Annotated in this window: 14 protein-coding genes and 1 other annotated feature (1 of these 15 cut by a window edge); of the genes, 2 read left to right on the top strand and 12 right to left on the bottom strand. The window is 41.8% G+C overall.

Annotated features, from left to right (window positions below; genetic code table 11):
* Positions 1 to 149: a binding site (T-box leader), on the top strand; it begins 72 nt to the left of the window's first position.
* A gap of 53 nt (positions 150 to 202) precedes the next feature.
* Entirely contained in the window at positions 203 to 1,198 is a 996-nt protein-coding gene (trpS, locus tag QR42_RS05520; RefSeq protein WP_039177813.1) for a tryptophan--tRNA ligase, read from the top strand.
* Between the two features lie 35 nt (positions 1,199 to 1,233).
* Here trpS and QR42_RS05515 read toward each other — a convergent pair whose 3' ends face one another.
* From QR42_RS05515 to QR42_RS05475, 9 genes are all read right to left on the bottom strand, one after another.
* Positions 1,234 to 1,986, bottom strand: a complete 753-nt coding sequence (locus QR42_RS05515; protein ID WP_039177811.1) for a YjbA family protein — start codon at positions 1,984 to 1,986, stop codon at positions 1,234 to 1,236.
* A 157-nt stretch (positions 1,987 to 2,143) separates the two neighbouring features.
* Positions 2,144 to 3,043, bottom strand: coding sequence for an oligopeptide ABC transporter permease (gene opp4C / locus QR42_RS05510; RefSeq protein WP_080772319.1), 900 nt, complete (start codon positions 3,041 to 3,043; stop codon positions 2,144 to 2,146).
* 33 nt (positions 3,044 to 3,076) lie between these two features.
* A complete protein-coding gene (locus QR42_RS05505) occupies positions 3,077 to 4,027 on the bottom strand; it encodes an ABC transporter permease (RefSeq protein ID WP_034621771.1) in 951 nt (316 codons plus the stop codon).
* Between the two features lie 217 nt (positions 4,028 to 4,244).
* Positions 4,245 to 5,879: a peptide-binding protein gene (locus tag QR42_RS05500; RefSeq protein WP_039177804.1), complete on the bottom strand. Its 1,635-nt coding sequence runs from the start codon at positions 5,877 to 5,879 to the stop codon at positions 4,245 to 4,247.
* 85 nt (positions 5,880 to 5,964) lie between these two features.
* Entirely contained in the window at positions 5,965 to 6,987 is a 1,023-nt protein-coding gene (locus QR42_RS05495; protein ID WP_039177802.1) for an ABC transporter ATP-binding protein, read from the bottom strand.
* Positions 6,984 to 7,964 (bottom strand): ABC transporter ATP-binding protein, encoded by a 981-nt coding sequence (locus tag QR42_RS05490; protein WP_039177799.1) that lies wholly within the window; start codon positions 7,962 to 7,964, stop codon positions 6,984 to 6,986. The genes QR42_RS05495 and QR42_RS05490 overlap by 4 nt, the downstream gene beginning before the upstream one ends.
* Positions 7,965 to 8,113: 149 nt before the next feature.
* On the bottom strand, positions 8,114 to 8,917 hold the full coding sequence (locus tag QR42_RS05485) for a DUF2268 domain-containing putative Zn-dependent protease (RefSeq protein ID WP_039177797.1): 804 nt from the start codon (positions 8,915 to 8,917) through the stop codon (positions 8,114 to 8,116).
* Positions 8,918 to 8,994: 77 nt separating this feature from the next.
* Positions 8,995 to 10,236 (bottom strand): beta-ketoacyl-ACP synthase II, encoded by a 1,242-nt coding sequence (gene fabF, locus QR42_RS05480; protein ID WP_039177794.1) that lies wholly within the window; start codon positions 10,234 to 10,236, stop codon positions 8,995 to 8,997.
* A gap of 21 nt (positions 10,237 to 10,257) precedes the next feature.
* Complete coding sequence (locus tag QR42_RS05475) at positions 10,258 to 11,196, bottom strand: beta-ketoacyl-ACP synthase III (RefSeq protein ID WP_024425052.1); 939 nt, start codon at positions 11,194 to 11,196, stop codon at positions 10,258 to 10,260.
* A 171-nt stretch (positions 11,197 to 11,367) separates the two neighbouring features.
* On the opposite strand from QR42_RS05475, the gene QR42_RS05470 reads away from it, so the two are divergent.
* Positions 11,368 to 11,601, top strand: coding sequence for a hypothetical protein (locus QR42_RS05470; RefSeq protein ID WP_039177793.1), 234 nt, complete (start codon positions 11,368 to 11,370; stop codon positions 11,599 to 11,601).
* 10 nt (positions 11,602 to 11,611) lie between these two features.
* Here the strand turns inward: QR42_RS05470 and QR42_RS05465 are convergent, their stop codons facing one another.
* From QR42_RS05465 to QR42_RS05455, 3 genes are all read right to left on the bottom strand, one after another.
* A complete protein-coding gene (locus QR42_RS05465) occupies positions 11,612 to 11,809 on the bottom strand; it encodes a ComZ family protein (protein ID WP_024425054.1) in 198 nt (65 codons plus the stop codon).
* A gap of 13 nt (positions 11,810 to 11,822) precedes the next feature.
* Positions 11,823 to 12,785, bottom strand: a complete 963-nt coding sequence (locus QR42_RS05460; RefSeq protein WP_039177790.1) for a BMP family ABC transporter substrate-binding protein — start codon at positions 12,783 to 12,785, stop codon at positions 11,823 to 11,825.
* A 91-nt stretch (positions 12,786 to 12,876) separates the two neighbouring features.
* Positions 12,877 to 13,452, bottom strand: coding sequence for a hypothetical protein (locus tag QR42_RS05455; protein WP_039177788.1), 576 nt, complete (start codon positions 13,450 to 13,452; stop codon positions 12,877 to 12,879).
* Between the last annotated feature and the right edge of the window lie 25 nt (positions 13,453 to 13,477).

Here is a 13,477-nt window from a genome sequence, read left to right as displayed (position 1 = left end):
ATGGCATGTATGGAATGGGCTTTGGAGCAGCTAACCGAACACTTCTAAATAAGTGAGTAGGCTTAGACGGAGCAGTCTCCGTTATCAACGTCTTGAGTGATTTCTATGTGAAATAACAAGGGTGGTACCACGGTTCATTCGTCCCTTTTCTGTTGAAAAGTGACGGGTGGGCCTTTTTATATTGAAGAAAAGAGGTTTTAGTATGACAAAGAAGACAATTTTTTCAGGCATTCAGCCGAGCGGTTCTGTCACATTAGGGAACTATATTGGAGCAATGAAGCAATTTGTCGATTTGCAGCATGACTATAATGGCTATTTTTGTGTCGTAGATCAGCATGCGATTACAGTGAGTCAGGACCGATTAGCTCTCCGCCAAAATATTAGAAGCTTAGCAGCTCTTTATTTAGCCGTTGGACTTGATCCAGAGAAGGCGACATTGTTTATCCAATCAGAGGTACCTGCTCACGCCCAGGCAGGATGGATGCTGCAATGTGTTGCTTATATTGGAGAATTAGAAAGAATGACCCAATTCAAGGACAAATCCGCTGGTAAGGAAGCAGTTGTTTCAGGCCTATTAACGTATCCCCCATTAATGGCTGGCGATATCTTATTATATGGTACTGATTTAGTCCCTGTTGGAGAAGACCAAAAGCAGCATCTTGAATTGACTAGAACGCTTGCTGAACGCTTTAACCGAAAATACAATGACATCTTCACTGTGCCTGAAGTGAAAATTCCAAAAGAAGGCGCTCGGATTATGTCTTTAACAGATCCAACGAAAAAAATGAGCAAATCCGATCCAAACCAAAAATCCTTCATTACCTTATTAGATGAACCAAAGCAGCTTGAAAAGAAAATTAAAAGTGCTGTGACGGATTCAGAAGGCATCGTCAAGTATGACAAAGAGAACAAGCCTGGAATTGCCAACTTGCTGACGATTTATTCTGTATTAGGCAACAAATCGATTGCAGAGCTGGAGCAAAAGTACGAAGGCAAAGGATATGGTGAGTTTAAAGGAGATCTTGCGAACGTTGTCGTTGATGCTTTAAAACCAATTCAAGATCGATACTATGAACTCATTGAATCAGACGAGCTTGACCGTATTCTAGACGAAGGTGCTGAAAAAGCAAACCGCACAGCAAACAAAATGCTGAAAAAAATGGAGAATGCGATGGGTCTTGGCAGAAAACGCAAATAAAAAAAGCTTGCAGCACTACTCGCTGCAAGCTTTTTCTAATTTACTTTTGATTCGTTTTCCATTTCCCAAAGTTTTTCGAAAAATGGCTGTCCTTTAATCATTTTTTCACAGAAAGCTAAATGATTTTCTGACCATCCATCAATCGTTTCATTGTAAAGCATGTTCCAAATCTCTTCGAATGACATTCGTTTGATTTGGTTGTACATGCGCGGGTTCCATTCCGTATACCAATACGCAATCTCCGCCCTGTTTTGGAGCCCCTTTAATTGATCGAGCGCCATAAACATCAGCTGCTTCAGCTGTCTTTCTTTTCTCGTTAATCCGCTGATATGCTGCGGCGGCAGTGATAGAATGTGGTACTCCTTCGTCGATTCAAGACTGTCCTTAGAGAATTCATATTCTTCTGCTTTCACATCTTTCACCATTTCATAGACCAATTGCTCCTGCCTTGGGATCAAGCGGCTTTTTCTCACAGGAATGGAATACCCAATCGTATCCACGGCAATGATTCGTATGCCATCTGTGACTACAAAGCAATACTCTAATTTACGGCGCTCATGATTTTTTCGAATATATGATTTCTCAAATACAGACTCTAGCAGCGTCTTTGGCAGCTCTGAAAGATCATTCTCTATGTAATCAAACAAAGGACTCTGCACCTTAAGTAAAGGCACTTGATCTAACAGCTCAACGCTGTCCTCCTTACGCCACTCATGAAAATGACACACATTGTAGCCATTTTCTTCCCCTTCAAACCAATTCACCCATACGTCATGAAGAAATAACATAACCAATCCCTCACTTTATAAAAACTGTTGTCCACAGTATGGGCAAGGGATAGAGAAATTATTCCAACTTTATCAAAACTTCAAGCTGGATGAATGACGGCTTCGTGTCTTTATTTCATTCAGGAAACGGAGAGCGCACGCAGAGCCCCTTTAAACCTTACTTCAGCTTTTTAGGATCAAGCGCATCTCTCAGCCCATCTCCTAAAAAATTAAAGCATAAAACAGTCAGCAAAATGAGTAAGCCTGGGAAAAGCGGGTACCACCACGCTTGCACCATAATCGAGAAATTTTGTGCATCTTGCAGCATGTTGCCCCAGCTTGCCGTTGGTGGCTGAATACCAAAGCCAAGGTAGCTGAGCGTTGATTCAGCTAAAATGACAGAGCCTACTTTTAATGTAGCTGACACAATAATAGGACCGATACAGTTCGGTAAAATATGCGAAAAGATGATGACATGATTTTTCGTTCCAATGGTTCTTGCCGCGAGTACGAATTCTCTTGTTCGAAGTGATAAGAATTCACTGCGAATGAGCCTGGCGGTTGTTGTCCAGCCAGTCAGAGCAAAGATTAAAATCAATTTATCAATGCCCGGTTTGAAAATGGTGACGAGCGTGATCAATAGAAAAATATCTGGAATCGACAACACGACATCCACAAACCTCATTAACAAGGAATCAACAAACCCTTTGAAATACCCCGCGACCGCGCCAACGACAGTTCCAATAGTGATTGCACCAACCACCGAGACGAAACCGACCAATAAAGAAACGCGCGCGCCATATAGCACCCTTGAGAAAATATCGCGGCCAAACTTGTCTGTCCCCATAAAATGCTCAGCACTTGGCGGCTGGAGCCGCTTCAATAAATCTTGATGCTCTGGTGCATATGGAGCGATCACTGGAGCAAAAATGGCAGAAAAAATAATGACCAATAAGATCACGGAGCCGGCAACTGCCAATTTATTTTTGAAAAATTTCTCGCAAAATAAACGCAGCATTGTCTCTGGCTTTGGCGGAAGGCCCTCCTTTAATTTGATATCAACAGGAGGTGTTCCCATATTAGGCTGTGCCAATTGTCCTTCAGCTCCCTTCTAATATTCAATACGCGGATCAACGATCGCATATAAAATATCCGCTATTAAATTCCCCACCACCACGAGCACTGCGGAAATAACGGTCATCGCCATAATGACCGGATAATCTCTCGAAAAGGCAGAATCAATGAACAGCTTTCCAAGTCCAGGCCAGGTGAAGATTTGTTCCACCACGACTGCGCCGCCAATAAAGGATGGTATCATCAATCCGAAAATCGTTATGACAGGCATAAGACCGTTCCGTAAACCATGTTTAAAAATAACTTTGTTTTCTCTAAAGCCTTTCGCTCTTGCGGTGCGAATGTAATCCTGCCTCATGACATCAAGCATACTCGACCTTGTGTACCGGGTCAGCCCTGCCATATCAGCCGTTGCTAAAACAAAGGCAGGTAAAATAATGTGATGGAGCCGATCAAACACATTAAAATCAGCATTCAAGGTAGAGACTCCGCCAGTCGGGAACCACCCTAGGTTCACGGATAAAACCATAATGAGGATGAGACCAAACCAAAAGTTTGGAATAGCCAGTCCGATAAAAGATGTAACCGTAATCCCATAGTCAAGCTTTGTATACGGACGTTTTGCTGAAAGAACACCAAATGGGATGGCGATCAGCAGGGCAACTAATGTAGAAAAAATCATGAGGATGAGGGTATTTGGCAGCCGGGCAAAAATCAAATCAGCCACGGGCGTTCCCTTTTTGACAATGGATGTGCCAAAGTCACCTTGAAGCATATTGCCAAGCCATTTCATATATTGCACATATTCCGGATCATTCAAGCCGTACTTATCAATAAATGCTTCCCGGTCTGCCGCACTAATGGTAGGGTCCATCATGAGTGACATCGGATCGCCTGGTGCTGCTTTCATAATGGCAAAGGACAAAATGGTAATCCCTAATAAAATAGGAATAGAGAGCAATGTCCTTCTAATGATATATGTAACCATATGCACAACTCCTTTTTCATCGGATCGCCATTCTGTGAAAAAAAGGCTAAAATGAAGTTATTTTAGCCCTTTGTCTTCTTTTCAGCGTGATATGAACCCCCTTGAATTCTCGTGCTGATACGGGAGCGCGATTAGCACCACGCAAAGACCTGACACCAAATGCAAGGGATTGTTCTCACGGTGAAAGGGGAGAATCCTCCCCCTCTTCACTATCAGCCTACTGTTCAAGCCACCATTTTTCGATTTTGTAATACTCATCTTTCGGGTGGTAAGAATAGCCTTGAAGATTAGATGGCATAGCGCGATGTGAGTTAGCATAGTAAAGGAACGTATATGGCTGATCCTCTGCGATCAGTTTATAAATTTTTTCATATGCCTTTGAATAATCTTTTCGATCGCTTAATTTTTTAGCATCGACTAACAGCTTATCGACCTCTTTATTTTTATACCAGATGTTATTTAAGCCTTTTTCTGACTGGCTTGAGTGGAAAATGCTAAATTGATCAGGGAATGTCGCAAGGCTCCAGCCGAGCAGCAGCGCATCATAATCCCATTTAGGCGGTGTCGTCTGCTCAATGAGTGCACTGAATTCCACAATTTGCGGCTTCGCTTCCACACCAATTTCTTTGAGCTGCTGCTGGACAACGACAGCGATATCTTCACGAACTTTATTTCCTTGGTTGGTCTTTATGACAAAGGAGAATTTCTTGCCATCCTTATCAAGATAGCCATCTCCATCTGTATCCTCCCAGCCCTCTTCTTTCAGCATCTTTTTCGCTTTTTCTTGATCAAATTCAAATACTGGAACACTTTCATCCTTTGGATAGTTCCAGGACAGCGGACTTTCTGGAATGTTAGCTACTTTGCCGTCTCCATCTAACACTTGGTCAACAATCGTTTGACGATCAATGGCATGTGTCAGCGCTTGGCGGACCTTTTTACTTTTAAAAAGTTCATTTTTCTGGTTCCAGCCAATGTATGAATAATTCAGGCCTAAGTCAGATTCAATTTTAATGTTGCTCACTTTTTCAGCTGTTTGCAGCTCCGCTCCTGGTACAGCAAAGAAATCAATATCGCCTGCTGACAGCTGAGCAATGGCTGCATTTTGGTCAGGAATCGTTTTAATCGTGACGGTATCAAGGTATGGACGTCCATCCCAATAATCGTCAAAGGCTTCTAGTTTGACGTAGTCTCCTTCTTTCCACTCTGCAAATTTAAATGGACCAGAACCGATTGGTTTTTTTCGGTTAAATTCGTTTTCACCGAGATCCTTTATAGGCACATCACCTAAAATATGCTTAGGTAAAATGCCATAGCTTCCTAATGTGACATTATAAAAATAGGGATCTTTTTTATTAAGCTTAAATTCGATCGAGTAGTCCCCTGTCTTTTTAACAGACTCTAATACTTCAAAGCCTGATCCGCGCTCCCCATTGTAGTCCTTATTGATTGGAATGCTGTATGTAAACACAACATCATCAGCAGTCAGTTCTTCACCATCATGAAACTTCACACCTTTTTTAATGGTGACATCAAACTGCTTGCCGTCATCCGATTCTTTAATATCCTCTGCCAGCGATAGCTGAGGGTTCAGCTTTCCGTCTGTTTGAAGTAAGAAGCTGTAGATTCTTTCTTCAATATCAGAGCTTGCCACATCTGTAGAATACAGAGAGTTAAATAATGTTGGCTCTGCAATTGAACCGATGACAAGATCTCCGCCTTGTACCGGTTTACCAGTGGATTTCTTTTCACTGTCTCCAGATGTTTTATTTCCACCAGAACAAGCAGCTAGGATTAATGTAAAAATCAGCAGTAAACTGACCAAAATGGACTTTCTATTTCTAACTTTCATAGACAATTCCCCCTATTCTTTTTTAAAAATCATGACAGAATCCTGTTTCATCCCCCCTCTCAAAGATGAGATCATACAAGCTTGATCAAGCGTTGTAGAGGTGGCAGGCAACAAAGTGGTTCGTTTTTAACTCCTGAAATGCTGGTACTTTTTCTTTACAGATTTCTTTCGCATGCGGGCATCTTGTGTGAAATACGCAGCCTTTTGGCGGATTTGCAGGACTCGGCAGGTCGCCTTGCAGCATAATGCGTTCTCTTTTCACCTGCCCTTTTTTACGGGTGACAGGAACGGAAGAAAGCAGAGCCTGTGTATATGGATGGAGCGGTTCATCGTACAGACTATGTTTATCGGCAAGCTCCATCATTTTGCCGAGATACATGACGCCGACTCTATCGCTAATATGCCTGACCACACTTAAATCGTGAGAGATAAATAGATAGGTAAGGTCAAATTCCTCCTGAAGCTCCTCCATTAGATTAATGACCTGCGCCTGAATGGATACATCAAGTGCTGATACAGGCTCATCTGCGATGATCATGTAGGGATTCATGGCAAGCGCACGAGCGATGCCGATTCGCTGCCTCTGCCCGCCTGAAAATTCATGGGGATAGCGGTTCGCAAAGCTTGGATGAAGGCCTACCTTTGATAAAAGCTGTTCTACTTTTTCATTTCTTTCTTTTAAGGAATATAAGTGATGTGTTTTGTAGGGTTCTTTGATGATGCTTCGAAGTGTTTTTCTAGGGTTGAGTGATGCAAAGGGATCTTGAAAAACCATTTGGATGTTTTTTCGTGTAGATTGTCTTAGCTTTGATTCTGATACGCGCGTGATGTCTTGCCCTTTAAAAAAGATTTGACCGTCAGTTGGTTCATATAGACGAATCATCGTCCGTCCTAATGTGGATTTACCGCATCCTGACTCCCCGACAATACCTAACGTTTCACCTTTATAAATCTTCAAGTCTATGCCGTCAACAGCTTTTACTGCACCGACTTTTTTCTGAAAGACACCCGCTTTAATCGGAAAATGTTTTCGAATCTGTTTCAGTTCAAGAATCGTTTCTTTCTCTGGTAATTCCGTTATTTGTGTTTGATTTTGAGCAAGGGTCATGTTTGATCTGCCTCCTCATATAAGAAACATCTGACGCTTCTGCCATCTTCAAATGTTCTCAGCTTAGGCAGTTCACCCAGGCAGCGTTCCTTCACTTGCGGACATCTAGGAGCAAAGCGGCAGCCGGCTGGAAGCTGATCTGGCGCAGGAACATTTCCTTTGATGGCTGTTAACGGCTGGATGTCTCCGTCAATGACAGGAATTGATTCAAGCAGCCCTTCTGTGTAAGGATGAAGCGGCTGTTCAAACAACTCTTCCACGGTTCCATTTTCAACAACCTGTCCGCAGTACATGACAATCACTCGATCTGCTACTTCAGACACGACACCTAAATCATGTGTGATAAGAAGAATAGAAGTACCAAAGGTAGAGCATAAATCTTTCATTAATGTGAGGACCTGTGCTTGAATGGTCACATCCAGGGCTGTTGTCGGTTCATCTGCAATGAGAAGCTTCGGATCACAGCTGAGCGCTATGGCAATCATTACTCTTTGCCGCATGCCGCCTGATAATCGATGCGGATAATCTTTCATGATTTGCTCCGGACGGGAAAAACCAACAAGCTTCAGCAGATCAACCGCTTTTTTGACCGCTTCTTTTTTTGAAAATTTTTTGTGATAGATGAGGATTTCTGTTATTTGTTCTCCGATGGTTAAGACGGGATTAAGTGAGGTCATGGGTTCCTGAAAGATCATAGATACTTCATTACCACGGATGCTGCATAATTCCTTTTCACTATATGTAACAAGGTCCTTTCCATCAAGTTTGATAGAACCGTCCATAATTTTCCCACCAGTTCCATGAATCAGACCCATAATGGATAAGGACGTAATGCTTTTGCCAGATCCAGACTCACCGACTAATGCGACAGTTTCTCCTCTGTTGATGCTGAAATCAACGCCATCAACAGCAGGTATCGGTTCCTTTTTTCGAAAAAAATATGTTTTTAAGTTTTGCACTTCAAGCAGCGTGCTCATTCATTCGCCCCTTTCTCCATAGATCAATAGAATCGAACCTGAATATTCCGTCTTTTTAAAATAAAAAGAATTATTTGTATATTATTACATCGCTATGACGAAATCAAGAAGTATTTAGTAAATTTGTAATATGTCTCTTTTTATGTGAATTACTCACTTTTTGATTCTATCGCTTTTAAAAAAGTTTCTGACGGCTCTGCAATCATAGACTCCTCGCTGATTCGGTGCTCATTAAAATATTTTTTCACGATATAAAACCCGGTGGCGTAACCAAGCATTTTAGGGTAGTTCCCTTTTCCATAAAGAAGATTCTGTATCAGCCTTTCGTCGTCCTGGACTTTTTGATCAAGATGACTGGATACCCATTTCTTGTACATGCGCTGAAGCTGGGATTCGCTATAGAAGGTGGTCCATTTCGCTGTATAGCTCTCACCATATCTATGATACACAGCATATTCAGCGAGCCCCTCCATCATGATTGTATCGAGGAATGTAAAGTCTTTTTCTTCTTTTGAGAGAAAATGCAGCCTGCATACATGGTGATACTCGTGAGTCAGCAATGTACCGATTCGCTCCTTCGGGGTATTTGGAGACAAAAAAAGAAAGACCTTGTCATCAAATGCCATGCCGGATTGATAATAAAATTGCTCTCTGATTTCTCTGCTGCTCTCGTTGACAGGTAAAATAAACACAGGGATGTCAGGACCTTCCCACTCTTTTTGAAGCGTTTGGTATTCTTTCATGACAAGCTTGAAGTACCCTTTTTCTTTGAGCTTGTCGATCATGTTTTTACACGAGCTCCAAGACCGAACCATCCCGTGATGCTGCAGGTGAGCGAGGATAGACGACCATTCTTTTTCCTCTGCCCCTTTAAAATAAGGAATAAAGCGCGCCGCAAGCTCCTGAAATGATGATGATTGATGAATGAGATATTGTGTATTGATCAGACCCATACCGCTGAACACCTCCATTTTCATCATATGCAAAAAAGCGGCGATCTGTTTATCGACCGCCGCTTTCTCAGGAAGTATTACGCTTCGTATTTTTTGAAAATTATTGTCGCATTATGCCCGCCAAAACCAAGTGAGTTACTTAAAGCAACTTGTACTTCTTTTGAACGTGCTTCATTTGCTACATAATCAAGATCACATTCTTCATCCGGTGTTTCAAGATTAATGGTCGGAGGAATGACGCTGTCTTTAATCGCAAGAACAGAGAAAATAGCTTCTACTCCGCCCGCTGCGCCAAGTAAGTGACCTGTCATTGATTTTGTTGAACTGATTGCAAGCTGGTTCGCATGCTCTCCGAACACTTCTTTAATCGCCATTGTTTCAAATTTATCATTGTAAGGTGTGCTTGTTCCGTGGGCATTGATATAATCAATGTCTTCCACAGACAAACCTGCATCTCGAATCGCTTCTTGCATTGCACGGACGCCGCCTTCACCGTTTGGAGCTGGCGCCGTAATATGGTAGGCATCTCCAGTTGAACCATAACCAACGATTTCAGCATAAATGGTCGCACCACGTTTTAACGCATGCTCAAGTTCTTCAAGAACAATAATCCCTGCACCTTCACCCATGACAAATCCGTCACGGTTTTTGTCGAACGGACGGCTTGCTGTCTTTGGATCAGGATTTGTCGAAAGGGCTTTGTTCGCACAGAAACCCGCAAACGACATTTTTGTTAACGGCGCTTCTGTTCCGCCTGTGATCATTGCATCTGCATCTCCGCGCTGAATGACTTTAAATGCATCACCAATTGAGTTTGTACCTGTTGCACATGCTGTCACTGTACAAGAGTTAACTCCTTTTGCACCAAGTGCAATAGAGATTTGACCTGTCGCCATATCAGGAATCATCATTGGGACGAAGAATGGACTTACGCGTCTTGCCCCTTTATTTGAATACACTTCGAACTGCTCTTCAAATGTTTCAAGTCCGCCAATACCAGACCCAACCCATACACCAACACGCGGTGCGATTTCATCTGTGATTTCAAGACGTGAATCTTCGAGCGCCTTTTGAGCAGCAACGACTGCATATTGCGTAAAGCGTGCCATTTTTCGCGCTTCTTTTTTCTCCATGTAATCTTCAATGTTAAAATCTTTTAGTTCTGCTGCTACTTTTGCGGTATATTCACTTGAATCGACACGTGTAATCGGTCCAACCCCTGATACTCCCGCTAAAGCATTTTTCCATGTTGATTCTACATCGTTGCCAAGTGGTGTCAAAGCACCTAATCCTGTAACAACTACTCGTTTCTTATCCATTAATTTGTGCACCCCACTCTTTTATCGGCCCCATCGCATAGCGATTGCGCCCCAAGTTAATCCGCCGCCAAAACCAACCATTACAATCACATCGCCGTCATGAATTTTTCCGGCTTCGATTTCTTCACATAGTGAAATTGGAATAGAAGCTGCTGATGTGTTTCCATATTTATGGACAGTCTTCGACATTTTTTCAACTGGCAGCTCTAAGCGTTCGCGTGCTGCTTCCATAATGCGAATATTTGCTTGATGCGGGATCAAGAAGTCAACGTCTTCTTTTGATAGTCCAGCTTTTTCAATGACGTTTACACTTGACTCGCCCATTTGTCTTACAGCAAATTTAAATACTTCTCGTCCATTCATGATTGTATGATCTTTTTCATCTAAGTACAAGTGCTTCCCGCCGCTTCCATCTGCTCCGAGTTCAAATGATAGAATTCCTTTGCCTTCGCTGACTTCTCCCAGCACAGCAGCGCCAGCTCCATCTCCAAACAAAACAGCTGTATTGCGGTCATCCCAGTCGGTAATGCGAGAAAGTTTTTCAACACCGACGACAAGCACGTGTTTGTAAGTTCCTGATTCGATAAATTGTTTTCCAGTAACAAGCCCATACATAAAGCCAGCACACGCAGCGCTAATATCCATTGCACATGCTTTATGTGCACCGAGCTGCTCTTGAATCATACAAGCGACTGTCGGAAATGCTTGATCTGGCGTGACTGTTGCCACAAGAATCATATCGATATCTTCTGCAGCCACATCTGCGTCAGCTAATGCTTTTTTTGCAGCAGCAAGCGCCATATGAGATGTATTGACATCATCAGATGCAATTCTTCTTTCTTCTATACCTGTTCTAGTACGAATCCACTCGTCAGAAGTTTCAACCATTTTTTCTAAATCATGATTTGTTAATACTTTTTCAGGTATATAGCGGCCAAGGCCAATAATTCCAGCATTCATTGAATAAGACTCCTTTTACTCATACGAGCATGTGATATTGTGATCTTATATTAGTATCTGGTACTAATTTTACCTTATTTTTTTCTTCTTGGCAATACAAACGTCTAACCTTTTCTCTCACTTTTTTCATAGATTAATGATATATACCAATAGTAGAAAGGAACATGTGTTATGGCGCAAAAAGATATTTTCTCAGCAATGATGTTTGGACAGCCGATTGAAAAGGAGAAAAGTAAGTCAGAGGCAAAGGAGGAACGTGCGGAGACATCTTCAAGTGATGACTCAATTGACTACATGCATGTCATGAATCAAATTGGGAACATTATGAACTCCATCGATGAGCTGAAGCCTGTGTTTAAAGATGTTGGTCCTATGATTAGTGCCTTCAAGAAAAAATTATCATAAAAAAAAGCCACTATTCTGTGGCTTTTTCTGATTCTGCATCTGCTTTTCCTAGCTCATATGCTTCCTGCATGACAGATGTAAATAATGTTAGCAGCGGCTGAAGCGCTTCAGGCTCAAGCTGAATCCCTGCTTTATCTAATTCTTCCTTTGCCTGCGGAAAATACTTCATGGCAATTTGTAAAAATTCCATCGATTTTTCGTGCTGCATGATCGTCGTCTCCTCACTTTTCATTTGGCAGTTTGCCTGTTTTTTTGTAAGACGCAATATCACTTTCAATGTCTTTCACAAAAGCGTCGTCAATGGTGGTGCTAAATTTCCCCATCTCGATCACTCCTTCTTTAAAATCAAAGGAGTACTGACCTTGTTCATTCAGCTTGCCTTCATTAAATTTCTTTGCAATGATGCTGTACGCTTTATCAACATGCTGGACAGTGCTCGTTAAAACCGTATGACTTCCGAGGTTGGATTGATCAGTCACGTACCCGATCGCTGATAAATTATCGGCTTTGATTTGTTCAATGACAGGGATATTATAACCATCACCTGCGGGATACACAACATCTACGCCCTGCTTTTTTAATTTTTGATAGAGCTCCACCGCTTTGTCAGCATCATCCCAGTTTTCGACAAACTCTGCTAACACTTGTACATGTTCATCTTGATATTTTGCCCCTTTTATAAAGCCGTCTACCTCACTTTGCCAATCATATGTAGCAAGAATACCAATCTTTTTTGTTTTAGACATATGTGCAGCTGTCATGCCTCCGAAAAAGCCCATCGCTTCACCTTTAAACGTCACGTTTGTGACATTGTCCGCCTGAGGCTTGTTTCCATTGACCGTAATAAATTGTATGTTTGGATAATCTTCACTGATCAAGTTGAAAATTTCACTGTATTCATTGCCATGGCCAATAATCAAATTGACTCCTTTTTTATGGAATTCTTCAATGGCATCAACGATTTTCTCCTTGTCGACCATTCCTTCCTTATAATAAACATCTACACCAAATGTTGATTGGATACTTAATAAGCCTTTATAACCTTTCGTTCCCCAAACTTGATCATTGATCGTATCGGGGACGAGTAAACCCACCTTCTCAATTTTTCCTTTTAAAGGCGCCTGCGAGCAGGCAGATAATAGAAGAAGGAACGAAAAGATCATGACAAGCCGCTGGTACTTCATGCCATGTTCAACTCCCTTTTGCAACATGCAGTGATGAACCTGTATGTTAAATATAGGTTTATTTTATACTGAAAAAAGATAAGATGGAAGATCATTCTTGCTTTTTGTCGAAAAATGTTGAGTTTTGTCTTTTCCATTCAGCTATCATATCTTCTGCTTTTTTGTCATCTGTTTCGCTTTCTACCTTCAATTCATACGTCATGTCCTGTCTTTGACCTGTGTCTGATGCCCATTGTAACAAGTTCTTCGCCACATCTTCTACAAAAAATGAATCTGCACGCTTTGTTTGATCTTCATTGAGTGTCCATGGTCCGAACATGTGAGGAAGAATCACTGCCGGCACATTCTGTTTTGCTGATTCGTTTTCAGGTTTATGAAAAAGAATCCTGTACATGCCATGCTTTGCTTTGATGTCTTCCTGCCTGTTATGCGGTTCCTCTGATTGAATAAAAATGAGATCATACGTGTCTTTGCTATCCTGAAGGTCAATGACACGAACGAGATCATTTCTGCCCAGCCACATCATCCGCTCTTCTAACAGTTCCTTTTGTTCTTCTTTAAGATCATGAGGACGCGTGATATCCACTTGAATGCCCTCTTTCATCATATATTCACAAAGTGTCAGGCCAAAAAATTCATCTGCCCCTATGATCAGTCCTGTTTCCATGTTCATGTCCCCTTTTTTAATATCG

The sequence above is a fragment of the Bacillus sp. WP8 genome (genome assembly GCF_000800825.1).
GTDB classification, from domain to species: domain Bacteria; phylum Bacillota; class Bacilli; order Bacillales; family Bacillaceae; genus Bacillus; species Bacillus safensis.
The sequence above is the reverse complement of the archived record's forward strand: the minus strand, read 5'-3'. Positions and strand labels throughout refer to the sequence as shown.

Coding starts and splice junctions, on each gene's coding strand:
- trpS (WP_039177813.1), top strand. CDS start 203: ATGACAAAGAAGACAATTTTTTCAGGCATTCAGCCGAGCGGTTCTGTC.
- QR42_RS05515 (WP_039177811.1), bottom strand. CDS start 1,986: ATGTTATTTCTTCATGACGTATGGGTGAATTGGTTTGAAGGGGAAGAA.
- opp4C (WP_080772319.1), bottom strand. CDS start 3,043: ATGGGAACACCTCCTGTTGATATCAAATTAAAGGAGGGCCTTCCGCCA.
- QR42_RS05505 (WP_034621771.1), bottom strand. CDS start 4,027: ATGGTTACATATATCATTAGAAGGACATTGCTCTCTATTCCTATTTTA.
- QR42_RS05500 (WP_039177804.1), bottom strand. CDS start 5,879: ATGAAAGTTAGAAATAGAAAGTCCATTTTGGTCAGTTTACTGCTGATT.
- QR42_RS05495 (WP_039177802.1), bottom strand. CDS start 6,987: ATGACCCTTGCTCAAAATCAAACACAAATAACGGAATTACCAGAGAAA.
- QR42_RS05490 (WP_039177799.1), bottom strand. CDS start 7,964: ATGAGCACGCTGCTTGAAGTGCAAAACTTAAAAACATATTTTTTTCGA.
- QR42_RS05485 (WP_039177797.1), bottom strand. CDS start 8,917: ATGGGTCTGATCAATACACAATATCTCATTCATCAATCATCATCATTT.
- fabF (WP_039177794.1), bottom strand. CDS start 10,236: ATGGATAAGAAACGAGTAGTTGTTACAGGATTAGGTGCTTTGACACCA.
- QR42_RS05475 (WP_024425052.1), bottom strand. CDS start 11,196: ATGAATGCTGGAATTATTGGCCTTGGCCGCTATATACCTGAAAAAGTA.
- QR42_RS05470 (WP_039177793.1), top strand. CDS start 11,368: ATGGCGCAAAAAGATATTTTCTCAGCAATGATGTTTGGACAGCCGATT.
- QR42_RS05465 (WP_024425054.1), bottom strand. CDS start 11,809: ATGCAGCACGAAAAATCGATGGAATTTTTACAAATTGCCATGAAGTAT.
- QR42_RS05460 (WP_039177790.1), bottom strand. CDS start 12,785: ATGAAGTACCAGCGGCTTGTCATGATCTTTTCGTTCCTTCTTCTATTA.
- QR42_RS05455 (WP_039177788.1), bottom strand. CDS start 13,452: ATGGAAACAGGACTGATCATAGGGGCAGATGAATTTTTTGGCCTGACA.